At 33.4% G+C, this 24812-nt stretch carries 23 protein-coding genes, 2 tRNA genes and 1 pseudogene; 13 read left to right on the top strand and 13 right to left on the bottom strand.

Annotated features, from left to right (window positions below; translation table 11 throughout):
• Window positions 1–595: 595 nt before the first annotated feature.
• The 3 genes from H3U96_RS00640 to H3U96_RS00630 form a co-directional block, all read right to left on the bottom strand.
• Window positions 596–1045 carry a hypothetical protein gene (locus H3U96_RS00640; RefSeq protein WP_131798842.1) on the bottom strand — a complete coding sequence of 150 codons (450 nt, stop codon included), beginning with the start codon at window positions 1043–1045 and terminating at the stop codon, window positions 596–598.
• 482 nt (window positions 1046–1527) lie between these two features.
• Window positions 1528–2595 (bottom strand): acyltransferase, encoded by a 1068-nt coding sequence (locus tag H3U96_RS00635; RefSeq protein ID WP_065578826.1) that lies wholly within the window; start codon window positions 2593–2595, stop codon window positions 1528–1530.
• 232 nt (window positions 2596–2827) lie between these two features.
• Window positions 2828–2904, bottom strand: a tRNA-Ile gene (locus H3U96_RS00630).
• Between the two features lie 220 nt (window positions 2905–3124).
• On the opposite strand from H3U96_RS00630, the gene H3U96_RS00625 reads away from it, so the two are divergent.
• Window positions 3125–3484: a DUF4156 domain-containing protein gene (locus H3U96_RS00625; RefSeq protein WP_065578827.1), complete on the top strand. Its 360-nt coding sequence runs from the start codon at window positions 3125–3127 to the stop codon at window positions 3482–3484.
• Window positions 3485–3544: 60 nt separating this feature from the next.
• Here H3U96_RS00625 and serC read toward each other — a convergent pair whose 3' ends face one another.
• From serC to H3U96_RS00595, 6 genes and pseudogenes are all read right to left on the bottom strand, one after another.
• Window positions 3545–4630: a 3-phosphoserine/phosphohydroxythreonine transaminase gene (serC, locus tag H3U96_RS00620; RefSeq protein ID WP_198195283.1), complete on the bottom strand. Its 1086-nt coding sequence runs from the start codon at window positions 4628–4630 to the stop codon at window positions 3545–3547.
• 157 nt (window positions 4631–4787) lie between these two features.
• Window positions 4788–6164: an argininosuccinate lyase gene (gene argH, locus H3U96_RS00615; RefSeq protein WP_198195282.1), complete on the bottom strand. Its 1377-nt coding sequence runs from the start codon at window positions 6162–6164 to the stop codon at window positions 4788–4790.
• A 246-nt stretch (window positions 6165–6410) separates the two neighbouring features.
• Window positions 6411–7622: pseudogene (locus H3U96_RS00610) on the bottom strand (argininosuccinate synthase); the annotation flags it as partial.
• 107 nt (window positions 7623–7729) lie between these two features.
• Complete coding sequence (argB, locus tag H3U96_RS00605; protein WP_198195280.1) at window positions 7730–8509, bottom strand: acetylglutamate kinase; 780 nt, start codon at window positions 8507–8509, stop codon at window positions 7730–7732.
• A 73-nt stretch (window positions 8510–8582) separates the two neighbouring features.
• Complete coding sequence (gene argC, locus H3U96_RS00600) at window positions 8583–9593, bottom strand: N-acetyl-gamma-glutamyl-phosphate reductase (RefSeq protein WP_198195279.1); 1011 nt, start codon at window positions 9591–9593, stop codon at window positions 8583–8585.
• Between the two features lie 199 nt (window positions 9594–9792).
• Entirely contained in the window at window positions 9793–11256 is a 1464-nt protein-coding gene (locus H3U96_RS00595) for an aminoacyl-histidine dipeptidase (RefSeq protein ID WP_198195278.1), read from the bottom strand.
• A gap of 150 nt (window positions 11257–11406) precedes the next feature.
• Here H3U96_RS00595 and gpt point away from each other — a divergent pair, with 150 nt between their 5' ends.
• The 5 genes from gpt to proA all read left to right on the top strand — a co-directional run bounded on the left by gpt (window position 11407) and on the right by proA (window position 16427).
• Entirely contained in the window at window positions 11407–11940 is a 534-nt protein-coding gene (gpt, locus tag H3U96_RS00590; RefSeq protein ID WP_081298886.1) for a xanthine phosphoribosyltransferase, read from the top strand.
• Window positions 11941–11969: 29 nt separating this feature from the next.
• Window positions 11970–13226, top strand: coding sequence for an esterase FrsA (frsA, locus tag H3U96_RS00585; RefSeq protein ID WP_198195277.1), 1257 nt, complete (start codon window positions 11970–11972; stop codon window positions 13224–13226).
• A 26-nt stretch (window positions 13227–13252) separates the two neighbouring features.
• The gene (gene proB / locus H3U96_RS00580) at window positions 13253–14362 is read left to right on the top strand and encodes a glutamate 5-kinase (protein WP_086361057.1); all 1110 of its coding nucleotides are present in this window, start codon (window positions 13253–13255) and stop codon (window positions 14360–14362) included.
• Window positions 14363–14632: 270 nt separating this feature from the next.
• A complete protein-coding gene (locus H3U96_RS00575; protein WP_198195276.1) occupies window positions 14633–15163 on the top strand; it encodes a hypothetical protein in 531 nt (176 codons plus the stop codon).
• A 10-nt stretch (window positions 15164–15173) separates the two neighbouring features.
• The gene (gene proA / locus H3U96_RS00570) at window positions 15174–16427 is read left to right on the top strand and encodes a glutamate-5-semialdehyde dehydrogenase (RefSeq protein WP_198195275.1); all 1254 of its coding nucleotides are present in this window, start codon (window positions 15174–15176) and stop codon (window positions 16425–16427) included.
• Between the two features lie 70 nt (window positions 16428–16497).
• Here the strand turns inward: proA and yegQ are convergent, their stop codons facing one another.
• From yegQ to H3U96_RS00550, 4 genes are all read right to left on the bottom strand, one after another.
• Window positions 16498–17835, bottom strand: a complete 1338-nt coding sequence (gene yegQ, locus H3U96_RS00565) for a tRNA 5-hydroxyuridine modification protein YegQ (RefSeq protein WP_198195644.1) — start codon at window positions 17833–17835, stop codon at window positions 16498–16500.
• Between the two features lie 278 nt (window positions 17836–18113).
• Window positions 18114–18326 carry a thermostable hemolysin delta-VPH gene (locus H3U96_RS00560; protein ID WP_065612892.1) on the bottom strand — a complete coding sequence of 71 codons (213 nt, stop codon included), beginning with the start codon at window positions 18324–18326 and terminating at the stop codon, window positions 18114–18116.
• A gap of 209 nt (window positions 18327–18535) precedes the next feature.
• On the bottom strand, window positions 18536–18979 hold the full coding sequence (locus H3U96_RS00555; RefSeq protein WP_198195274.1) for a hypothetical protein: 444 nt from the start codon (window positions 18977–18979) through the stop codon (window positions 18536–18538).
• 113 nt (window positions 18980–19092) lie between these two features.
• Window positions 19093–19166 (bottom strand) — tRNA-Cys (locus tag H3U96_RS00550).
• 400 nt (window positions 19167–19566) lie between these two features.
• Here H3U96_RS00550 and H3U96_RS00545 point away from each other — a divergent pair.
• The 7 genes from H3U96_RS00545 to H3U96_RS00515 all read left to right on the top strand — a co-directional run bounded on the left by H3U96_RS00545 (window position 19567) and on the right by H3U96_RS00515 (window position 24806).
• A complete protein-coding gene (locus H3U96_RS00545) occupies window positions 19567–19866 on the top strand; it encodes a DUF6694 family lipoprotein (RefSeq protein ID WP_065578899.1) in 300 nt (99 codons plus the stop codon).
• A gap of 248 nt (window positions 19867–20114) precedes the next feature.
• Window positions 20115–20966, top strand: coding sequence for a MurR/RpiR family transcriptional regulator (locus H3U96_RS00540; RefSeq protein ID WP_065651226.1), 852 nt, complete (start codon window positions 20115–20117; stop codon window positions 20964–20966).
• A 200-nt stretch (window positions 20967–21166) separates the two neighbouring features.
• Window positions 21167–21598, top strand: coding sequence for a PTS sugar transporter subunit IIA (locus H3U96_RS00535; RefSeq protein ID WP_065612890.1), 432 nt, complete (start codon window positions 21167–21169; stop codon window positions 21596–21598).
• Window positions 21599–21609: 11 nt separating this feature from the next.
• Complete coding sequence (locus H3U96_RS00530) at window positions 21610–22083, top strand: PTS sugar transporter subunit IIB (RefSeq protein ID WP_065578902.1); 474 nt, start codon at window positions 21610–21612, stop codon at window positions 22081–22083.
• Between the two features lie 42 nt (window positions 22084–22125).
• The gene (locus H3U96_RS00525) at window positions 22126–22920 is read left to right on the top strand and encodes a PTS sugar transporter subunit IIC (RefSeq protein ID WP_065578903.1); all 795 of its coding nucleotides are present in this window, start codon (window positions 22126–22128) and stop codon (window positions 22918–22920) included.
• Window positions 22917–23732 (top strand): PTS system mannose/fructose/sorbose family transporter subunit IID, encoded by an 816-nt coding sequence (locus H3U96_RS00520; protein ID WP_065578904.1) that lies wholly within the window; start codon window positions 22917–22919, stop codon window positions 23730–23732. Before H3U96_RS00525 ends, H3U96_RS00520 begins: the two co-directional genes overlap by 4 nt.
• Window positions 23733–23741: 9 nt before the next feature.
• Entirely contained in the window at window positions 23742–24806 is a 1065-nt protein-coding gene (locus H3U96_RS00515; protein ID WP_065578905.1) for a tyrosine-protein phosphatase, read from the top strand.
• Window positions 24807–24812 lie beyond the last annotated feature (6 nt).

Below are 24812 nucleotides of genomic sequence, written 5' to 3'. Positions count from 1 at the left end.
TTAAAATTTTAATCAAAACTAAAATAATGTAACCTAAAAAGCAACCTAGCGCAGGAATAAACGCCGCAAGGATGAATCCCAAATCATTGTTATAACCATAATCAAAATAATCAAAATAAAAATTTAAAAAACCAAACCAGCCAAAAGAGAAAACTAATCCACAAAATAATCCTATAAAAGAAGTTAATAAATGTGTCCGAGGTGTAATAAATAATTTTATTAATTGTATTAGGAAAAAAACAATTTCAAAAACTATTATTATACAAAATATTATCTGAAGGACATATGTAGCTACATGACTAATATAGAATATGCTTTTTAATGAAAAAATATTATAAGTAATTATAAATGCCAAATAAGTAACCCCAAAAAGACAGATCCATAATTTATCTTTAGATAAATATTTAATATAATTAATTCCTTAAAAACTTAAGTTAACTTTACTGTTAACCTAAAAAATCCATCCAATTAGATATGGTGACACTCTGATAAAATTAATATTTAACTGCTTAGTAATCAGTTATTCATTCTACTTTAGATGGCTAAATAATTCTCTCAAGCAATATCAAAAAAACGACAGGTAGTCCAAAAAATATTATTTAGATAAAACACAATATAAAAAATATAACATTCTGATAAGTATTAAAATAATATAACTTATAAAACTGCCAATCGCAGGCAAAAACGCCCAAACGAGAAACCCTAAACCATCCCATCCCCCACCATTATATTGGTTGAAATAAACATATAAAATAAATAGCCAAACAAAAGAAAATGCTAACCCAAATATTAATCCTAAATAAGAGGTTAACCAATGTGTACTATTAACAACAAATAGTTTTATCAACATTGAGAGAAAGAAAATAATTTCAACTACAACCGCTATAGTAAATAAAACATCAACAATTGGCTTACCTATATTGCTAATAAACGAGTGGCGATTTTCTAAAACTACATAATATGTTATGTCCATACTAAAGTAGAATATGAAGAAGAAACCGATCAATACAGAATCTTTAAGCAAATATTTAATAACGTTTAACACATCTAATCCTTGAAAATATCATTAAGCTTCCTGTTTATCCGTTGGAGAATTGTTTATTAATAACGTTTTTTTAAGGATTTAGATTAGTTTAATATTATTAAAAAAGCAATTTAGACATGGTGAAATTGATATCTATATTTTAAAAAATCACCATCACTGATATTGTGTAAACAAAATAGGTCCTAGCACATTTTTAATGCATTTTTGTTTAGGATTGAGCTGCAAGTATCAATCTTACAGCCTTTTGAATTGGCAAAATTATTCTAACTAATAAAATGCTACATAATAAATAGTCATGACGTGACAATCACAATTACATGTTCTATCAAAATGATAAAATAATGTTTGATATCGCAGATTTAGTGACTCTATGACGCCATTGAATATTGTAAGTTGAAGATAGATATGTAATAAAGATTACTACTTAATATATTAAGTAGTAACTACAGGAGCAATTCAGCAATCCTGTAGTTATAAATACTCTATTTTATAACAATTTGTTTTATTATAAATGATTTCAAGAAGTTACAAGAAAAATATAAAATTGTCGCAAAGACAATACTAATAATAATTGATAAAACAAATAGTAATACAACATTCATACCTAAAAATACTGAGTATTTTTTAAAACAAAACATTAGCGTAATATGTGATAAGTAAAGTATGTATGATATATTCCCAATTTTTGCTAGAACTGGATTAGATAAAAATCGCAGAAAAAATTCTTTCTTATAAAAGAGCAATATTATAATAAATGCAAATGGGAAATAGATATTAAAATATTGAAAACTATCTTTTTTACTACTACACAATAGAATCAGTAGTCCTACAATAGATAGTAACTCTATAAAAATTAGAATGAAATGAAGCTTTTTCTGGTTTATCCAGTTCCAATCATTTTTATTTATATAATCCGAAATCATGTAAGCAAAAATACCTACCGACAGACCTAAAAAACCTCTTACCATATCTTGTGACAAAAAACCTAATACCATTGGTACAGAATAACCCAAACCTACAACTGGACCTGTGTTTGATGTTATAGCAAATAAACAAAAAAATGATAATAACGGGATATATAATTGGAGTGCCTTTTCTTTAAAAAAGTACATTAATGCATACAATAAACAACTAAGCCAAAATAGGACAACAACGTACCAAGCACCTAGCAACATCGTCTCAATTCCGCTAACATCAGTAATCATAATAAAATTTAAAAAAAATGCTTTACCGCTACCCATGTTAACGTTTAAACATCTCATTAAAGTAAATAATAAAATCATACAAAATAAATATTCTGGATACAGCCGTTTTATTCTAGATATAAAAAAATCTATTAACCCTTTTGGGTTTTCTGTATATAGCGATTTTAAATAATACGACCTAGCCAGCAAGAAACCAGATAAAACAAAAAAACAGTCAACAGCCAAATAAGCCGATCTAAAAATTTTATATCCTGTTCCATTAGCTAGTATTACTTGAGTGTGAAATAAGCAAATAAACAAAGCCAACAAAAATCTTAAACTATTAAAAGATGTTATATTATTCATCGTAACATTTACATAAAATTAAAGTGCCAAAATATTAAGCTATTCATAATATTAACTCAAGCGTTTATTTTATTGACCGTGTTAAAAAACTAAATCTGATTTACTGTGGTTTCTAGCCATAGTTATATCATGTTAGTTATACGGATTTTAGTTATATTAACACCGTATAACTAAAAATTTTAAATCTCGTTGAATTTCATTGATGTTTAGTGAAGTGTCTTGAATTACGTGATGGTGGCCCCTACTGGACTTGAACCAGTGACCAATCGATTATGAGTCGACTGCTCTGACCAACTGAGCTAAGGGGCCGTGTTCTGATGTGCTACTGACTTAGTAGGGTTGCGATTATAATAGAGTTAAAATTAATTTGCTACAATTAAATAACTAAATAGGTTGATTTGGTCAATTATTAAGCTGACATTTGTCATAATAGCATCATTTATAATAAGCGATATTTTTTAATCAATTATCCTGATACAATGTTTTATATTATTATTACTAATGTTTTTTTATTGGTTGAGGAAATATTATGTCTATCAAAAAAACTCTTTTTATTAGTGCTGCGCTGTCAATGACTTTATTTTTAAATGGTTGTAGTAGTTCAGATTATCAAGCTACCTCTGCTGGTCGCCAAGTTCAGTTTATTGATACGAAACCAGCAGCAACTTGTCAATTTATTGGTAAAGCTGAAGGCCGTCGTAGTACTTTCTTTTCTGGCTTAAAAACGCATAGTGAATTAATCCGTGATGCAGCAACTGACTTAATGAATAAGGCTGCTGCTATGGGTGGTAACGTAATTTATAATGCACAAGATGCATCTTTACAATATGTTTCCGATATTGCCCCAACAGATGCCGTTATGGTTGGTGAAGTTTTCAGCTGTAAATAGCTAATTAACAAATAAAAAGGGATATATTGATATCCCTTTTAGTAAAATTTGCCAAAATAATTAGCCATTTTGCTTTTCAAACTGTTTCATAAATTCAATAAGGTATTTGACTCCTTCAATTTCCATTGCATTGTAAATTGATGCGCGCATTCCGCCTGCAATTCGGTGACCTTTAATACCGATAATATTTGCTTGAGTAGCCTCACTAACAAACTTTTTATCGAGTTCTTCATTTGGCGATAAGAATGTTACATTCATAATAGAACGATTTTCAACCGCTACAGTATTGCGATAAAAATCAGACTGGTCAATAAATTGATAAAGTAATTGTGCTTTTGCTTGATTTCGTTGTTGCATTGCACTTAAGCCACCTAAACTCTTAATCCATTTGAAGACTAAACCTGACATATACCAGGCAAAAGTTGGTGGAGTATTAAACATTGAATCATGATCTAATAATATTTTGTAATCAAGTACTGAAGGTAACACTTTTTGCGCATAACCTATCAGATCTTCACGAACAATGACAATAGTAATTCCGGACGGACCGATATTTTTCTGTGCACCAGCATAAATAATACCGTAACGCTTAACATCGATAGGTTGTGATAAAATACAAGATGATAAATCAGCTACGACAGTTTTATCGGTAAAGTCAGGTTGTTCAAATATTTCAACTCCGTCGATGGTTTCATTTGGACAATAATGAACATAAGCACTATTATCGCTTAATTGCCATTCAGACATGGGTTTGATCGAGGTTATTCCTGCATCTTTAATAACGACATTTTGCTCAATTACATTACAATATTTTGCCGCTTCTTTCGCTGCACACTTACTCCAATAGCCACTATTGATGTAATCAGCATGAGTGTTATTAGCTAAAATATTTAATGGAACAGCAGCAAACTGAGCTCTAGCTCCACCTTGGCAAAATAAGATTTTATAATTTTCTGGTACATTTAAAAGATCACGAAGGTCGTTAGTTGCTTCAATCGCACATGCATCAAATTCTTTACCACGATGACTTAGTTCCATCACCGATGCTCCGGTGTTTTGCCAATTTAATAATTCAGCTTGTACTTGCTTTAAGACATCCGCCGGTAGTTTGGCTGGGCCTGCACTAAAATTATAACTTTTACTCATTGCGATTCACTTTCATCCATCAAAAAACAGAAAATCTATTTTTACACTCTATGAACCAATATACAATCAGATTTTTAGCAAAAAATTTTGAGGAACGGGGTTTTTGAAGCATAAAAATACCGACAATAGTCGGCATTTGTCGCAAAGAAAATAAAATTTAGAGAGCTAGTTGCTGTTTAGCGTTTTCGATGGCGAATTTTACTTGTTGCGGTGATACGCCACCTTTTGCAGATCGTTTCGCTAAGCAAGATTCTAAAGATAATATAGGATAAACATCATCCTCAATGACTTGGCTGTATTGTTTTAATTCATCTATAGTTAGCTCTTCTAATGCTTTTTGTTTAGCTATCGCTGCTACTACCGCCTCACCAACAATATGATGAGCTTGCCTAAACGGAATACCTTTAGCAACCAGATAATCAGCAAGTTCGGTCGCATTAGAATAACCTTGTTTAGCAGCATTTTGACAATTTTGGTAATTGATTTTTATATCTTCAAGTATTAATACCGCCATATCTAAACACTCTTGCCAACTGTCAAGTGCATCAAATAAGTGCTCTTTATCTTCTTGTAGATCTTTATTATATGCCAGCGGTAATCCTTTAAATGCAACTAATGCTCCAGTTAGTGCGCCAATTACTCGCCCTGCTTTACCACGAATTAATTCCAATGCATCTGGATTTTTTTTCTGTGGCATTAATGAAGAGCCTGAAGTAACGCGGTCAGATAATTCAACAAAGTCGGCTTCACCACTATTAAAAATAATTAAATCTTCAGCAAAACGTGATAGGTGAACCATTCCGATTGATGCATTATTGAGTAGTTCAAGTACATGATCCCTATCAGAGACCGTATCCAAGCTATTGTTGGTTGCAGTTGCAAAACCTAACCAGTTGGCTAACATATCACGATCTATAGGATAAGCTGTACCGGCTAAAGCACCACAACCTAAAGGACTAACATCCAAGCGTTTTAGGGTACCTTGTAAACGACTTTCATCACGCGTTAACATTTCATAATATGCTAAACACCAATGCGCAAAAGTTATAGGCTGAGCTCGTTGTAAGTGAGTATAACCAGGCATAACCGCATCTTGATGTTGTTCTGCAGTTAACACCAGTGTTTTACGTAATTGATTGATAGCTGAGATAAGATGAGCAATTTCATCTTTACACCATAATTTCAGATCGGTGGTTGACTGATCATTACGACTGCGACCTGTATGAAGTTTTTTACCTAAATCACCAACTTTTTCTATTAGTTTTTGTTCTACCCAACTATGAATATCTTCAGCATCACTTTGCAAGATCTGCTGCGGATCTTGTCGTACCGAACTCAATAATTCATTTAACGCTTGTTCTAACTGTTGTTGTTCATCATGAGATAAAACGTTGACAGTGACCAATGCTTTAGACCATGCAATTGATCCAATGATATCTTGCTCTGCAAGCCGATAGTCAAAGCGCAGAGAATCATTAAAGTGTTTAAATCGTTGATCTGCTGCTTGGCTAAAACGCCCACCCCATAATGCCATAATCACCTCAAATGTTTTATTTCTAATCAGTCCTAAACAATTAAAATTTATTATTTTTTTAATAATTTTAATGATAAGTTTATCTATAACAATACTATCGAAAAATATATACAGACCAAAGTCTGTATATATTAGGTTGTATATCTAATAAAAAAGTCTTAAAAATTACTTTTTAGTTTTAGTTTTAGTTTTTGATTTTGTGGTTTCTTTTGCTGACGATTTAGCTTTTTTAGTCGGTTGATTTTTCTTACCTTCATTTAAAGCACGGATACGTGAAGATAGAGAGAATAGACGAATAAAGCCACCGGCATGACTGTGATCGTAAACCTCATCTTCACCAAACGTTGCAAACTCTTCGCTATATAAGCTATTTGGTGATTTCTTCTGTACTGCAGTTGCATTACCTTTATAAAGTTTAACTACAACTTCACCTGTCATATCTTCTGCTAAGACTTCTGCAGCGGCTTGAAGAGAACGGCGATATGGTGCAAACCAGCGACCATCATAAACAACATAAGCCATTTCTAAACCAAGTTGTTCGCGCCATTTGAAGCTATCATGATCTAAGATCAGTTGTTCTAAACCACGTAACGCGGTCATCATGATAGTTCCACCAGGGGTTTCGTAACAACCTCGAGATTTGATGCCGACTAAACGATTTTCAATAATATCTACTCGACCTACACCATGTTTTGAACCAATTTTATTCAACGTGGCTACACAGTTATATGGTGATAATTTTTTACCATTAACGGCAACAACTTCGCCTTTTTCAATACCAATAGTGACAAATTCAGCTTTATCTGGTGCATCTTCTGGCGATACAGTCCATGCCCAACAATCAGCATTGGCTTGATTCCAAGTGCTTTCTAACACCCCACCTTCGGTTGAAATATGCCAGGCATTTTCGTCACGACTGTAAATTTTTTCAACTGTTGCTGTAGTAGGAATTTTTCGTACTTTTAGATAATCAATTAACGCTTCACGTGAACGTAAATCCCATTCACGCCATGGCGCAATTACTTTTAATTGTGGCGCTAAAGCAGTATAAGTTGTTTCAAAACGGACTTGGTCATTACCTTTACCTGTCGCACCATGACAAAGGGTATCCGCGCCAACTTCTAATGCATATTCTACTTGAGCTTTAGCAATGATTGGGCGAGCCATTGAAGTACCAAGGTAATAGGTTCCTTCATATAATGCGCCAGTTTTTAAAACAGGGTAAACATAATCTTTAACAAACTCTTCGCGTAAATCAACAACTTTACAAGCTACTGCGCCAGATGCTTTGGCCTTTTTTTCCACATCTTTTAGTTCTTTAGGATCTTGTCCAACATTGGCGACTAAAGCGTAAACTTCACAATCGCCATAATTCTCTTTCAACCAAGGAATAATAGCTGATGTATCCAAGCCACCCGAATAGGCTAAAACTACTTTTTTTGTTGCACTTTTTTTCATGTTATACCCTTTCATAATTTACTGACGAAAAAAATAAATGTTTTAAACACTAAGCCAAGTATATCTAACAATAAATATACTTGTTTAATATACTGACTGATTTATATTTAAGCAATAATTCTTGTACCCGTTATGCCTGATTTTCCATTAAATAATTCAATGAGTTTATCTGATTCTTTCCAGCTAGCGATATCTATTGGTCGACCTAATGTTTTAGCCGCTTCAAATGCAGAATTCACTTTCACGATCATTCCATCGGTAATAATTCCTTGAGCAATTAGATGATCTGCCTCAGCTTGTGTTAACGATTCGATTAATTGTTTGTTTTCATCTAACACACCGAATACATCAGATAGTAAAATTAAATCTGCATTTAAAGTTTTTGCCAAGGTAACGGCTGCGTGATCGGCATTGACATTCATCATCTTGCCTTCATCGGTAATTCCAATTGAACTAACAATAGGTAAATAACCATTATTAAGGAGTAAATTGATTAAGGCCGGATCGCCTTGTTCAGCTTCACCTACATAACCTAACTCTTCAGAAATTTGCTTAACTTTAACACTATCACCATCGGCTAAGCAGAGTCCAATACTGGCTATTTGTAATTTTTTGGCTTCTGACAAAATTGTGGTATTCGCACTACCGGCAAGACTACCAACAATGACATCTATTTGATCTGCTGGTGTAACGCGTAAACCATTACGTCGAACGACAGGTAAAGAGAGTCGATCCATTAATGAATCAACCACACTACCACCACCATGAACAATAATTAAAGGACGTTTAAAATTCTTTTTGTATTCGCTAATAACAATAAATAATTTACTTAATGCATCTTTATTATCGAGTAATACACCGCCAAACTTAATAATCAATGGTTTCATTTTTATTTCCTATTCACTCTAATAAAAGTTCACTGATATAAACTTGTCATTATTAACAAATTAGTATCTATCTTTATAATAAGGCTGTTGTTTCATCAAAACCAAATCGAATATTCATACATTGTACTGCTTGCGCAGCTGCACCTTTTAATAAATTATCTTCTACAGAAATTAAAATCAGATGTTGGCCTTTAAGCACAAAACCAATATCACAATAAGGTAAGCCGATTACTGATTTTAGGGCTGGCCATTGTTTTTGGTAAACTCTTACTAATGGTTTATCATCATAATATTTATTTAAAGCGGCAAGAATATCTTCCTCACTCACCCCTTCTTTCACCTGACATGTGATAGTGGCATGGATACCATCTTTAAAACAACCTAAATGTGGAGTAAAAATAACTTCCTGCCCTAAATGTGTCGCAATTTCAGGTTGATGACGATGAGTAAATATGCCATAAGCATGTAAACTAACCTCACAAAATAGATTATTTGTAGAAGGTTTACGGCCTGCACCACTAACGCCACTCACAGCATTAATGACAGGCCATTGCCTTTTGTCTAGTAAATCTTCTTCAATTAACGGTTTTAGTGGCAGTTGCGATGCGGTTGGATAACAACCAGGTACAGCGATTAATTGCGCATTTTTTATCGCATCAAAATTCCATTCAGCTAGACCATAAACAGCTTTATCTAACCACTGTTGGTGCTTATGTTCAAAACCATAAAATTGGGTATAAAACGAGGGAGAGTTGACTCGAAACGCACCCGATAAATCAAATACTGTACAACCATTTTCAAGAAAGAATGGTGCGATATCGTGACTAACAGAATGTTCAGTAGCTAAAAATACAATATCAATATCTTTGACAAGATAAGAATAATCAGCCGTGGCAATTAAAGGTAAATCAACAACACCTTTCAATTGTGGGTATAAAAATCTATCAGAAATAAGTTTACCCGCATCAAGGCTATTTTCTGATACCGTTAAAGCGACTAATTCAATATTTGGATGTTTTGTTAAATAGTAAGCTAATTTTGCACCTGCATAACCACTCGCCCCAACAATTATTGCTTTTAACATATCTTTCCTTATCTATCATTCAGATTTTTATGCAGTATAGTAGGCGATTTAAAGCAACAAAACAAGAGGAAATTGAATTTTTATTCACTTTTTGTGAATTTATTTTCAAAAAGACAATTACTGCCACGATTTTAACGTTAGCAGTGAGGTGAAAATGTCGTCCTCCTACATATAAGAGTTGTAGGAGGAGGATTAATGATTATTTTAGATAGCTGGCAGATTTTAAGATTGCTATGAGTAGTTCCCAATAACGATAAACACTTTGAATATTAACTTTTTCATCAGGTGAATGAGGTGAAACAATGGTCGGTCCTATTGATATCATATCCATATCAGGATAAGACTGTTTAAATAGACCACATTCTAAGCCGGCATGAATCACCATAATTTTTGCTTGTTTTGAGAAAATCTCTTGATATTTATCTTTAGCTAATTGTAAAAGACTGGAATTTAAATTAGGCTCCCAGCCCGAATAACCACCACTAATTTCGTAATTGGCATTAACTAATTGGCTTAATGAGATTAATGTTGCAACGACAGCATCTTTCGCACTATCAACTTGAGAACGGATTAAAAAATTAACATTCAGTTGATTATCGCTAATACTCACAATACCCAGATTTAAAGATGTTTCAACAACACCATGAATTTGCGTACTCATACTCACCACACCATTTGGCGCAACATTTAATAAATTGATAATTTTACTTTGCTGTTCAACGGCGATGACTCGTTTTATGTGATCATTATTAACCTCTTTTAGGGTTAATTCTATATTGGGTTCAACCTGTCCAAACTCATTTTGTAAAATAGATTTATATTGGTTAACAATCTGTTCTAGTTTTGGCAAATCTTGTTTATTTAAGGTTAATTCAGCGAATGCTTCTCGAGGTATTGCATTACGTAAAGAACCACCTCTTATATCAGCTAATCGATATGAGATATCTTGTCCATATTCCGCTAAAAATCTTGCCAGTAATTTTATTGCATTACCACGGCCAAGATGAATATCACAACCAGAATGTCCTCCTTTCAAACCTTTTAGCGAGAGTTGAATATAGCAATCATGTATTTCTGGCATTACCGCATATGTGATGGCAAAACTGGTCGTAAAATCAACACCACCAGCACAGCCAGTAAATATTTCGCCTTCATCTTCAGAATCAGTATTAATCAAATAATGACTTTGTAACCAATTAGGTTGTAGACCAAAAGCGCCATGCATCCCCGTCTCTTCCGAAGTTGTAACCAATACTTCAAGAGGTCCATGTTCAACTGAAGGATCAATCAATACAGCCAAGGCTGATGCCAAACCTACGCCATTATCTGCACCTAATGTGGTTCCTTTAGCTTTGACCCAATCACCATCAACATAAGCTTGAATTGGATCAACAAGAAAATCGTGCTGGGTACCTTCATTTTTTTGCGGAACCATATCCATATGAGCTTGCAAAGCGATTGATGGACAATCTTCCATCCCTTTAGTAGCAGCTTTACGCAGTAAAACATTACCAGCTTTATCTAGCTGACAATCAATATGATGAGTAGTTGCAAAATCGACTATATATTTAGTTATCATTTGTTCATGATGAGAAGGATGGGGAATTTTACAAATATCATTAAAAATCTGCCAAACAAATTTTGGATTTAAGGTCGATAGCATATTTTATCCTCAATATTAGGTGGGTAATGAATTAATAAGTGGTTTTTTTTATCTAACCACTCTATAATAAGGTGCAATTTTACATCTATTTTTAGCCCATTAATATTAATTTATTAAATTCGTATATTCGATTAAAATTGCAGGTTACACATGTCAATAGAACAAACTTTAACAGAAGAAGAAATCAAAGCCAAAAAACAGCATAAAGCAGAGATTATCGCTGAAAAGAAAAAATTCAATGTCACTTGGGAAATGCTACAAGCTTATGGTCGTCAGCTTTCTGAGAGATTATTACCCGCCAATCAATGGAAAGGCATCATTGCAGTTAGTCGTGGTGGCTTAGTACCAGCAGCTATTTTAGCTCGTGAACTTAGTATTCGTTATGTCGATACAGTTTGTATTTCTAGCTATGATCATGATCATCAACGTGAAAAATTAATTTTAAAACAAGCAAACGGTGATGGCGAAGGCTTTATTGTTGTTGACGATTTAGTTGACACTGGTAGCACTGCACATACCATTCGTGAGATGTATCCTAAGGCTCACTTTGTGACTATTTTTGCTAAACCAGCAGGTAAACCATTAGTTGATGATTATGTTGTCGACATCGCACAAGATACATGGATTGAACAACCATGGGATACTGGTGTCATGTTTGTTAAACCAATTAGTGATAATAAATAATCATCTAATATAAATAGGTTGCTATGGTTATGACTGAAAACCTTTCTGAAAAGATATTCAAACCACAATATGACTACCCTGAAACATCATCGCTAATCAATCGTCTTGACAGCAGCAATGGCAGCAGTATTAGTCCTCTTGATGGTGAAATTGATTCAAAATGGTATCGAATCATTAACCCTCTTTTATGGTATTGGCGCGGTCTTCCTAAGTTAGAAATCGAAGCGGTTTTATCAAGAATCGCTATTTCAACTAAGCGCCATACTAATGATAAATGGTTGGATTCAGTTATTGGTTATCAATCTGGCAACTGGATATATGAGTTTTTAAATCAGGCTGCAATGTGGCAAGCTAAAGCTGATAATGCCGCTCAATCCAGTTTAACTGAAGAATCAAAAAATAGTTTACATCAGGATTATCTCATTGCCAGCGAATATGCCAGTATTGCTAGTTATCCTCATTTTAAGAATGATGAGCTAGCGATGTATGCTCAAACCTGTGCCTATCAATCATATATGAAGGCACTTGAATATTCACCTTATTCAACCAAGCAGTTAGAGTTTAAGGTTGAAAATCGGGTTATCAAATCCATTTTGCATTTACCAAACAATAGTAATAGTGGTGTTTGTCCTGTCGTTTTAATCTGCAATGGTTTAGGTAATTTACAAATTGATTATTATCGTTACTTTAGTGAATATCTTGCTCCACAAGGTTTTGCTATGTTAACTGTCGATTTACCAACCGTTGGATATAGTCGTAATTTTGTATTGAGCCAAAATAGTAGCCAAATTCATCAAGCAGTGATCGAACAACTACCATCGGTTCCATGGGTTGATAGTAATCGAGTGATTGTTGCTGGATTCCGCTTTGGTTCACATATTGCAACACGACTTGCCTATTTAATGCCTAATAAAATAAAAGGGTTATTTAATTTTACTCCATTTATACACCAACTCTTTGTTGATAAGGCATTACAACAAAATCTACCTAATAGCTATAAAGATATGCTGGCCAGTCGTTTAGGTTTAACTTCTGTATCAAATCAACAATTAGCGGCCGAATTGAATTATTTTTCTCTTAAAAATCAAGGGTTATTAACCCATTCTTGTCCTGTACCGGTTATGAATATTATCTTTGAAGATGATAAATTAAGTAATTTGAGTGAAGCAAAATTAATTCAATCAACAAAACAAAGCAAAATTGTCACAATCCCCAAAACACCATTGCAAAAAGGTTTACAAAACGCCTTTACTCAATCAGTTAAATGGATGGAGTCTATTTTGTAATAACTAATCTGAATAAGAGTATTGTTATGAATAATAAAAAACAACAAATTGTCGTTGTTAAACTCGGTACCAGTGTTTTAACTGGAGGAACTAAACAGTTAGACCGTGCGAGAATAGTAGAACTGATTCGACAATGTTCTTATTTACATCAAACTGGTCATAAAATTATTATCGTGACTTCGGGTGCTATTGCTGCTGGTCGAGAATACCTCAACTATCCTAACCTACCCAATACTGTTGCCACAAAACAATTACTTGCTTCAGTTGGTCAAAGTAAATTAATCCAACTTTGGGAACAGCTGTTTTCGATATATAAAATTTATATTGGACAAATGCTATTAACTCGCGCAGATCTTGAAGATCGCGAACGCTTTTTAAATGCTCAAGATGTATTAAAAGCAATGCTAGAGAATAATATTGTCCCAGTGATTAATGAAAATGATGCAGTTGCTACTGCTGAAATTAAAGTTGGTGATAACGATAATTTATCAGCACTTGCCGCAATTTTAGCTGAAGCAGATAAATTGATATTGCTTACCGATATCGAAGGTTTATATACAGCCGATCCAAGAAGCGATAGCAATGCACAATTGATAAAAGAAGTAAGTCAGATTAATGATGATCTGCGCAGTATCGCCGGTGATAGTGTTTCAGGTTTAGGAACCGGTGGCATGAGCACAAAAATTCAAGCTGCCGAAGTAGCTGGGAGTGCTGGCATAGAAGTAATTATAGCTGCAGGAAATAAAGCCAATGTGATTGTTGATGCAGTCAATAATCAATCGGTTGGTACCCGTTTTTTACCGCAAAAAACCCCATTAGAACATCGAAAGCACTGGCTATATGGCGCACCAAACGTAGGCAAAGTGATACTTGATGATGGTGCGATTAACGCCATTTTAAATAATGGTAGTTCGCTATTACCAAAAGGCATTATCGCAGTCGAAAAAGATTTTTCACGTGGTGAAGTCATTAATATTTGTGATAAATCTGGTATGCAAATAGCTCGAGGAGTCAGCCGTTATAATAGTGATGCATTACGACAAATAGCAGGACATCATTCACAAGAAATTAGCCAAATAATTGGCTATGAATATGGTCCTGTTGCCGTACACCGAGATGATATGCTGATTAAATAATAGATTTAGGATAGAGACATTCGGCCAAATCGTTACAAAAACTTACTCTATAGCGTTGTGTTCAGTATTATCCTTTATTAATAATAATGCCTACAATCAAGCTTTTGTCTATGCAAAAACTAACATCAGAGAAGGTTATTATTGGCATGTTTATATTTTTATAATACAAAAATATATTGATGAATTAATATATAGCATAGCGTTCTGGATAGATTACCTATCTTATCGATAAATAAAAAAATAGATGAATAAGATAAAAGGCTTATAAAATTGAGTATTGAAGTTAATAGCTATCACGAAAAATGGCAAAAAGATGATCAGGATTTAGTCTTTTATCGACGTAAATATATTAAACCCCTTATAATAATTTTACTTGCCTGCTTTATAGCATTCTTTATATTCCCTCACATAATCGAAATCCCTTTTCATCTCGGTCTCATTTTATTATTAATGATTGTTTTTTTGTTATTACAATGGGCTGAAAAATATATCATTTTGGGTAAAACATTTATTAGTATTAGGAATAGTCAGTTTACCGTTACGAATCTTATCCTGTTTACCCTGTTTTTTATTGTTTATGTCTTTTTAAAAAGAAAAGATAAAAATAAAATGACCTGTATCCTATTTAAGAATATTATTAATATCTCAGAAAAAAATCCTAATACCATGATAATAAAATATAAGACAAACGATATTATTGAGGATTATGTTATCGACCTAAATATGATGTTGGAGTCAGAAAAGCCGTTATATTTAGAAAAAATGCAATCTATTAAAAAACTTTGTGGACAAAATCAATAAAGGTTAAGCAATGATAAACGAAATGGGTAAAGCAGCCAAACTTGCTTCATATCAATTAGCACAATGCGCAACAAAAATTAAAAATCAGGCTTTAATTCATATCGCCGATTTATTAGAACTAAATGCTGACAAGATTCTTGATGCTAATCAAAAAGATATAGCTATGGCAAAAGAACAAGGATTGAATGAGGCAATACTTGATCGTCTGTTATTAACTTCCGAACGATTATCATCTATTGCTAATGATGTTCGAAATGTTGTTTCTTTAACCGATCCAATTGGCCAAGTTATTGATGGTTCGACATTAGCAAGCGGATTAAAGTTACAACGTCACAGAGTTCCATTAGGTGTGATTGGTGTTATCTATGAAGCTCGTCCTAATGTGACTATTGATATTGCGGCTCTTTGCTTAAAAACCGGCAATGCAGCTATACTACGTGGTGGTAAAGAGACGGTTAATACCAATGCCACTATTATAGCTATCATTCAGCAAGCTTTAAAACAAGTCGGTTTACCTGAAACAGCAATTCAATCTATCAATAATCCTGATCGCAAATATATCACTGAATTACTCAAGCTTGATAAATATGTTGATATGATTATTCCTCGAGGTGGCGCAGCATTACACAAACTTTGTCGAGAACATTCAACCATACCTGTTATTACTGGTGGTATTGGTGTTTGCCATATTTTTGTCGATGAAAGTGCTGATTTTGATAAAGCGCTATCAATAATACTTAATGCAAAAACTCAGCGACCAAGTACCTGTAATACTGTTGAAACAGTACTTGTTCATACTGAAATTGCCAATACTTTTTTACCAAAACTTAGTCAAATCATGGCCGATAATCAGGTGATATTGCATGCCGATCCCGATGCTTATAAGATTTTGAATGCTGGAGTGGCAAATGTTTTTGCCGTTGAGGATGATGAACTAAGACAAGAGTGGCTTTCCAAAGATCTGAATATTGTCATTGTTGATTCATTGGAATTGGCGGTGGAACATATTCGCGAATATGGTAGTGGTCATTCAGAAGCCATTTTAACGCGTAGCCTTGTAAATGCAGAACAATTCGTTAAGTTAGTCGATGCTGCTGCAGTTTATGTTAATGCATCGACCCGATTCACCGATGGTGCACAATTCGGTTTAGGTGCTGAAGTTGCAGTTAGTACGCAAAAATTACATGCTAGAGGACCAATGGGCCTTGAAGCCTTAACAACGTATAAATGGATTGGTTATGGCGAAGATTTAATTCGTCAGTAATGATAACAACTAACTGTTCATAACCCTGAACAGTTAGTTATATAGTTATTAGTTATATAAGTTAAATAGATTAATCAAAATTACGCATTAAAAGCGCATAATTTAAATCAATATCTTCGGCGATTGGAATATAAACAATGTGACCATCACCAAGTCCTGCTGGAACTGGTTGACCTTTTTTATTTTCCATTCGTTCAATAATAAAGGTCGTATTACCTTTAGGGGTCATCATTTCAACACTATCCCCTACTGAAAATTTATTTTTAACAATAATTTCAGCTAAGCCATTTAGACGTTGACCACTAAACTCACCAACAAATTGTTGTCTATCAGATACAGAATGACTATGCACATAGTTTTGCATATCTTCATGTTTATGGCGACGTAAAAAGCCTTCGGTATATCCTCGATGAGCTAAAGAATCAAGTTCCGCCAATAAGCGTGGATCAAATGGTTTACCTTCACTGGCGGCATCAATAGCTTGACGATAGACTTGCGCAGTTCGAGCACAGTAATAAAACGATTTGGTTCGACCTTCAATTTTTAATGAATGTACGCCAATCTTTGTCAGATCTTCGACTAATTCAACTGCTCTTAAATCTTTTGAATTCATGATATAAGTACCATGTTCATCTTCAAAAGCTTGCATATATTCGCCAGGGCGACCAGACTCTTCTAGCATAAAGACCTGATTGGTTGTTGAGCCAATACCTAATGTTGGTTCAATTTGTTGTACAGGAATCGGCTCGCATTTATGGACTATCTGCCCTACTTCGTCCTCTTTGCCCTCAGATACTTTATATTCCCAACGACAAGCATTAGTACAGGTACCTTGATTTGAGTCACGTTTATTAATATAACCAGATAACAAGCAGCGTCCTGAATAGGCCATACAAAGCGCACCATGAATAAAAACTTCAAGTTCCATTTCCGGCACTTTTTCTCGAATTTCTTTGATTTCATCGATGGATAACTCTCGTGACAACACAACACGCGTTAATCCCATCTTATGCCAAAATTTTACCGTCGCCCAGTTAACCGCGTTGGATTGCACAGATAAGTGAATTTCCATTTCCGGAAAATGTTCACGAACCAACATGATTAAACCCGGATCAGACATGATAAATGCATCTGGTTTCATGTTAACAATTGGCTCTAAATCACGAATAAAGGTTTTTAATTTCGAATTATGCGGTGCAATATTAACTACCACATAAAACTTTTTACCTCGAGCATGGGCTTCGTTGATGCCAATAGCGAGATTTTCATGATTAAATTCGTTATTGCGCACTCGCAAACTGTAACGTGGTTGCCCTGCATAAACTGCATCAGCACCATAAGCAAACGCGTAACGCATATTTTTAAGTGAACCAGCTGGTGAAAGTAATTCTGGTTTTGGATATAACATTGTCATTAAAAAATGCCTCTGATTTCAAGTCAGTATTACCTTATAAGGTAATAGGTTAAGCAAAATAGGATGGGCATTTTACGCTTTAGCTATCAGATTGGCAAATTTATTGTTATAACAATCAATAACAGCTCAATAGTGAGCAAAACAGTCTAGAAAAAGTTCTTAATAATTACCTGTTATCTTCTCTTAATTGTTAAATCATTAAGGTAAATGGTCTTTATTTTTGTCAGAAATATTCACTGGTGATTTATAACCTAAATGACTAACCCAAACCATTAATTTGAGTTGTCTAGGTCTTCGGTAACTAGTCCAATCAATGGTAAATATTCTTGCCAACGATATTCCCTTATCGGCATTGGGTTAGCATTGTCAAAATATAAAACTAATGCGGGTTTGATACCATTCCAATTATCCACAAACTCATAGTGTATCAAATACCCTTGTGAGATCAGTTTTTTGGCTTTAGCATGATAATTAAAATATGCCATGTTTTATCCTGTTTCTTGATAAACGTTATAAGTGAGCATAACTGAATCAATGGCTTACAGTAAATGATGGGTACTTTTTTGATTGTTTAATTGACTAATGATTTAATAAACAACATTAAAAATCGAAAATATTTTTACAATTACAAAAATACCTGAACTACAAATGGACTTTAATGATGATATTCAGCTTTAAGATTACTAAAGAATGGTTATTTTGATTCATCTTTTAACATTTCCAAACAGTCTTTACTATCTATAGTAAAAGAAAATAAATATTTATTATTTTCTTCATTATACATGTATTTAAAAATCGCCCCTTTATTTATTGCTTTTTTTGTACTTTCTTCAGTACAAAGAAGGTTTCTTACCGTCAAAAAAAGTTTATTTTCAACAAAACCTATTTCTAAATCTTCAAAATTAATATTAAAAATTGTCAGTTTGTAAACTATTGTATTTTTATATGCCATAGTTGAATCTAAAATGGTAAACTGATCTAACTGATATGGAGTATTTTTATTTATTTCTTTTGACATGGTAACTAACTGCTTTTCAATATTTTTTTTATCAAATAGGTCAAATTGATTCATAAAAAAGAAAACTGCTACTGAAGCTATAATAAATGATAACCAATATCTAAGTTTTTCTACCGTCATAATAATACTCAATTCGCTATAATTATCATTAACTATATCATATGAAGAATAATTATCTATATTGACTTGATAGTTTATTCGAAGAAATACTGTAGGTAATTTATCAATTTTAATGGAGGCGCGTCCCGGAGTCGAACCGAGGTAGACGGATTTGCAATCCGCAGCATGGCCACTCTGCCAACGCGCCAATGAGGTCTATCTGAATAGGTGGCAAATATTAGCATTGGCTTACCTTATCGTCAAGTTTTAATAGGTTATAAATACAGCAGTCGCATAGAATATTTTAAATGTCCTAAATATAGGACATCAATAAAAAGGATAAATTAAATTTATATAGCTTATTTACAACTAAAATCATAATAGTTTTGAGGAGTGGGCTATTTTTAAGTATAAAATCAGATATAGTTTCTAATAACGCTTTTATTTATCATAAAAAAAACATAAGTTTCGCTAAATTCACAATCTTAAACTTCTAACTAATAACGTTATAAATTATTTTCAATTAAAAGACATTTATTGCTTGAAAATTAACTCTTTTAGTATAAAAATAGCTCTGCTTTTATAATATTTATTTTTAAGGAATGGAAATGTTTAAAAAACTATTAGCTGTATCATTATTAAGTTTTGCGTTAATTGGTTGTGGTGGTGGTGATGCACCTAAAATTGATTTTACAACACAAGAAACTTTTACTAGTTCTGTAAAAACAGCTAGTGAAAAATTAAGTGATAACGATAAAATTGCTTTTGCTCGTGCCATTGTTAAAGCAACAACTGCTGCGGCAACTAATCCAGCTAATGCTGGCGATGAAGCTAAAGTAACTGCAGATCTTAAAAGCAAACTTAATGGTAAAACAGCTAAAGAAATTATCAGCGAATTTGATAAATAATTTTAACTGATTAGCGCTAAAGCCCGCATAAGCGGGTTTTTTTATAAATAAATTTCACCTCATTACGTAATTTATTTTTAATAATACATATCGTTATATACCCAATTACCATTATTTTAATTGAATTACTTTTGATTATGACAACTTGATTTGTATATAATTTAGTCTATTGAAGTTAATTTTTTTTTTAATTTCCTGAACAATTTTTATATACTTATAGCAATAGAACAGTAAATTTGAGGTATCTAGTGATTGAGTTAAAGCTTAGAGAAGTAAAAAAAGACTTATCAACTAAAGAGCTTAAAGTTGCTTACTATATTATTGATAATATCCAAGCACTCAAGAATATGAGCATCCAAACTTTAGCAAAACTCAATCACGTAAGTACCACCACTATTTTACGTTTATGTAATAAATTAGGATATAAAGGATTCAGTGATTTCAAGGTCGATCTGATTGGCTCAATCCCTAAAAAACTTAATAATGAGATATTACAAGATGATATCAATTTGAACGATTCTCTTGCTGATGTGAATAGTAAAGTCCAAGCAATGGAAAAATCCTCAATTGATGAAACCCACTCTATCGTTAATATTCATGCATTAAATAATGCCATTGATTTAATTATTAATTGTCAAAAAATAGTTATATTTGGTGTTGGCAGTAGTGGCTTAGTTGGTAAAGAACTGGAATATCAACTTATCAAAATAAAGAAAGATGTCAATTGTCACTTCGATGCTCACATTACTCGAAGTCTCATCAGTACATTAGATAAAAATGATCTTGTTATTATTATTTCACACTCAGGAGAAACGCCTGATTGTGTTGAGTTATTAAAACTAGCTGGTCAATCTTCGGTTCCTTCTCTTGCTATCACTAAAATGGGACAAAGTCAGATTTCATCCTTAGCCACCATAGTGTTACATACTACATCGATGGAGCATGCTTCAAGATTAATACCAATACGCTCTAAAATATCTCAAATATCTGTAGTAAATATGCTCTTAACTAACTTATTTATTCGCCAATATGATGAACGTTTACTCTTACAAACTCAAAATAGAGAAAAACGTAAATATCCAGCCAAAACAACAAAATAAACACAAAAAAGGAAAACACAAGTACTCTAGCTCTAACTCATTAGTTATAACCATCATCTTTCTTTGCATAAATTTGATCTCGTTCACAAAATCATAAAAATTTCTTAAAAAATAGATGACTATTTGCCTCCGCGGATGTAACTTTGTTACTAAATAAATAAAAATATTTAGTAATAAAATTACAAAACAAGGAAATTTCTATGCCACAACCTTTACCCATCATTCTAGCTAGTCATGGCCCATTTGCTCAAGGCGCTTTAGAGTGTGCACAAATGCTTATGGGAGAACAAGACAATGTTCATGTTATATCAGTTTTAATTGATAGTAATATCGATAATCTACGTCAAGAAATGCAAAGTAGTTACAAAAAACTAAATCAAGGTAATGGCGTAATTATATTGGTGGATATCATGGGGGGAACACCCTGCAATCTAGCCACCGAACTACTCATATCACATGACGATGTATTGTTATTTTGTGGTTTTAATATTCCGGTATTACTTGAAGTTTTAAATAATCGTGAAGGGACATTAAATGATGCCAAATTGGCTATTGAGGAAACTTTTCCCGAAAGCTGTAAAGATGTTCGGCAGATTCTAAATGTTCAACAAGAACAATCTAATGAGTTGTAAGGAGAAGACTAATGCCAATAAATGTAGCAAGAATTGATGATCGCTTGATTCATGGACAAGTTATTACTACTTGGGTAAAAAACTATGACATTGAACAAGTATTAGTTATTAATGATAAAGTCGCTGAAGATAAAGTTCAGCAATCGGTACTCACTATGTCGGCACCTCCTGGTCTAAAAGTTTTAGTATTTGGGGTACAACAATTTATCGAAATTCTAAAAAAGACCCCTATCAAAAAAAGGACCATGTTACTTTTCACGAATAGTATTGATGTTAATGCTTTAGTTGAAGGTGGACTATCGCTAGAAAAAGTGAATGTAGGCGGGATGAGAATGCAAGATGGCCGACATCAATTATCAAGAGCGGTTTCGGTAACACCAGAAGAGGAACAAGCATTCAAAAATCTTATTGCTAAGAATATTCCAGTTGAGGTGCAGATGGTTCCTAAAGATCCAATAGTCGATCTGAAATCACTACTTAACTAAATAATCTTTCGAAATATTTATTTTTAATTTGGAGGTTAACATATGTTAACACAAGCTATTCTTGTCGCCATTTGGGCGGGAATTTGTTCTTTGGATGATGTTGGTCCGCAGATGTTACGTCGCCCATTATTAACAGGTACCATTGCAGGTATTATTATGGGCGATATGGTTCAAGGGTTAGCAATTAGTGCAACACTTGAATTAATGTGGATGGGTATTGGTAATGTAGGGGCATATTCAGCACCAGACATTGTTGCCGGTGCCATTATCGGCGTTTCACTAGGTATCACTACTGGCGGAGGTATTGCTACTGGTATTGCATTAGGCGTGCCTGTATCATTGTTATGTCAACAATTACTCATTATATGGCGTTCATTCGCATGTTTTTTAAATCCTTGGGCAGAACGTTCTGTTTTAAATGGTAATTATAAAGCGCTAGCTAAAGTTCACTTTTTCTCAACACCAGTTTGGTTTTTAATTCGTGCAGTTCCTTGTTTTATTGCAATTTATTTTGGTAGTGATTTAGTTAAAACTATTTTAGATGCGATTCCAAAAAGTATCATTGATGGTATGGGCGTTGCTTCCAAATTAATTCCAGCAGTTGGTATTTGTATTTTATTACTGATGTTACTCAAAGGCAGAATGTGGTTCTTTTTCCTATTAGGTTTCATGCTAACTACCTATTTAAAATTACCAATTATTCCTGTGACCTTTATCGCCCTTGCTTTCGCAGTCCTATATGACATGGCGTCAACTAATAGCAGAAACAGTAATAATAATGAATCCGATAACCAAACATCAATGAATAGCAACACTGAAGAGGAATATGATCTATGAGTACTCTACATAAAATTACCAAAAAAGATCTGAATCGTATCTTTTGGAACTTACAAACAATGTCATTTTCATATAACTATGAAAAAATGCAAATGATAGGATTTGCTCATTGTATGATACCTGTACTAGATCGACTATATAAAGATGCAGATAAAGAAACTCGTATCCGAGCAATGAAACGCCATTTAGAGTTTTTCAATACACAAATTAATGCTGGCGCTTTAATTTTGGGCGTCACCGCCGCAATGGAAGAGAAAACCAGTGAAGAAGAAAAAGATGCGGTAGTCTCTGTTAAAGCTGGCTTAATGGGACCTTTTGCAGGTTTAGGTGATAGTTTACTTAAATTCACTTGGATGCCGATTTGCGGCAGTATTGGCGCAGCATTTGCGTTGCAAGGCAATATCATTGGCCCTATATTAATGTTTTTAATTTATAACCTTGTTAATGTATTAAGCAAATATTTCTTTATTCATTATGGTTATAACAAGGGTGTAGATTTAATTGAGCAATCAAAAAATTCAAACATTATTCAAAGAATAAGTAACTTGGCTAATGTTGTTGGTGTCATGGTCTTGGGTTCGCTCATTGCATCAACGGTCAAAGTTGCTACACCATTAACAATAAATGTTGGCGAACAATCGATTAAAGTTCAAGAAATGTTCGATAAAGTCATGCCAAATTTTTTAACCTTACTTTTTGCATTAGCCACATTCTTCATCGTTAGGAAGTTTCAAGGGAAATACACAGTTAGCTTAATACTGGCAGTAATGGTGATTGGCGTAATATTTTCAATGTTTGGTATTTTAAAGTAAGGAATAAATATGGTAGTTAAAATTAAAACAGCTTCATTAAATCGAAATAAGCAAGGTCAATTAACTGTCTCATTTGAAAACAATTCAGATCAACGTGTAGATTTATATTGGACTGAAGAAGCAAATGTTAATGCAACAAATAAAACATTAATCAGTCAAGATATTAAATCACCATTTAGTTTTGAAGATCCTTTACAAGCAAAACGTCGTATTTATCTGATTTTACAAATTGGTAATGATTCTTCATATCTAGTTGCCGAAAGGACTTTACCAATTACAGGTCTAAATAATTTCCGTGATTTTGGTGGTTATATTGGTGCAAATGGAAAACGGGTAAAATGGGGATTATTATACCGTTCTAATCATCTTCATGGCTTAAAACCTGATGCACAACAATATATTAAAACATTAAACATCCAAACAATTATAGATTATCGTTGTGAAAATGAGATTAAAACTAGTCCGAATTCTTCAATTGGTGAAAAACAAACCTTTAATTTTGATGCTTCAGCACAAACAGCAGAACTTGCAGCTCAATTTGCAGCCGAGCCAAGCAATGAAGATCAAGCTTTAATTGAGAGTGTGTTAAGAGATATTCCGAAAGAATTAGTCAATGGTGAAGGCACCCAAGTTCTTGAACAATATCGTAACTTTGTATTGAGTGAAAAATCAAAAAATGCTTATCGACAAATGCTGAGAGTGGTATTAGATGGCCACAATAGTCCAAGTATTCAACACTGTCGTGGTGGTAAAGATAGGACTGGCTATGGCGTATTACTTATTCAGATAATGTTAGGTGTATCTGAGTCAGATATTATTTATGATTATATGCTAACTCATGATAACCGTTTAGAGCGCAATAAAATCAAAATGGAAGCTTATCGAAAAATAACCGATAATGAGGATGTTTTAGGATATCTGCTAAGTCTAATTGATACTCGTGAAAGTTTCGTATTAGAAATACTCAATACGATGAAAAAAGTTGCTGGAACACCAAGCAATTACATTAAACAAGAACTTGGTTTCACCGATCAAGATTTTGAAAAAATGCAGGCTATTTATTTAGAATCCTAACTTAAT

Origin of the sequence: Gilliamella sp. M0364 (assembly GCF_016100565.1) — a bacterium.
Classification (GTDB): Bacteria; Pseudomonadota; Gammaproteobacteria; order Enterobacterales; family Orbaceae; genus Gilliamella; species Gilliamella apis.
The sequence above is the reverse complement of the archived record's forward strand: the minus strand, read 5'-3'. Positions and strand labels throughout refer to the sequence as shown.